This window comes from Bradyrhizobium sp. CCBAU 25360, assembly GCF_028128695.1.
GTDB lineage: Bacteria > Pseudomonadota > Alphaproteobacteria > Rhizobiales > Xanthobacteraceae > Bradyrhizobium > Bradyrhizobium ottawaense.
Map to the genome: position 1 here is coordinate 1 of NZ_LBJA01000011.1, position 980 is coordinate 980.

The following is a 980-nucleotide window of genomic DNA, read 5'->3' on the forward strand; positions in this document are numbered from 1 at the left end:
AGCAACCATTAAAGCACGCCCGATTTCCGCGAGCATGACGCCGTGCTTGCGGCCGTCAAGGCGTGGCCTGGCGGCAGTCGACGTGAGGTGAGACGAGCGCGACGGCCATCCTTGACGGCCGCGGCGCGCGGCGTCGTCTTGACGGCAGGTCGGGACGAAGAAACGGTCGCCTGATCGAACAAAGAAACGAGATCAGGTGACGGACACACTCGCGGTTCTGGGCGGTTCGGCGACCCACGGTGTTCCGCGGGCGACGACGGCGTTGATGATGACGATCAGCTTCCTGGCACAGGCGACCAGCGCGCGCTTGTGGCCCTTGCCGGCGGCGATCAGCCGGCTGTACAGGGCCATGAGCTGCGGATTCCAGCGGAAGGATGCCGGAAGAGCTGCGGTGTAGAGCGCCTGACGCAAGCGCTGGCGTCCGCCGTCAATCCTGCGGGCGCCGACATGCTTGCCGCTGTCGTCATCGTACGGCGCAAGCCCGGTGAGGGCTGCGGCTTGCTCGCGGGTGATCTGACCGATCTCGGGCATCCTGATCAAGATGGCAACCGCGGTCGGCAAGCCGCTGCCGCCAACGCTGTAGATCAGATCGAGCCGTGCGGCGAGATCGCGATGCTTGCGGATCGCTGCCACCAGGGCCTTGAACTCGGCTCGTCTGTGCTTGGCCAACAGAGCGATCTGCTCCTTCCAGAACTTCTGGATACGTTCGTCAGGGCAGCTCTCCAGCCGATTCTTGAGCTTTGCGATGTCCTCCTTGATCTGGTCGATCATCGTCAGATGCACGGCAAAAGGCTGCAGCCGGGGGTCTGGAGCGGGATGGATCTTCTTGACCGCGGCGGTGCAGGCCGCAATCAATGCGGCATCCATTTTGTCGTTCTTGGCCCGTTGCAAATGGAACGTGGCATAGGCGCGGACCTGGATCGGCTGAAACACGATGACGACAAACCGCTGGCGTCGCAGTTCGGCGACCGCCGCCTGCT

General features: G+C 63.8%; 1 protein-coding gene. It reads right to left on the reverse strand.

Features of this window, described 5'->3' with window-relative positions; translation table 11 throughout:
* Positions 1 to 192: 192 nt before the first annotated feature.
* Positions 193 to 980, reverse strand: a 788-nt coding sequence (locus XH81_RS04765; protein WP_271596011.1) for a transposase, incomplete at its 5' end; no start/stop codon positions are given.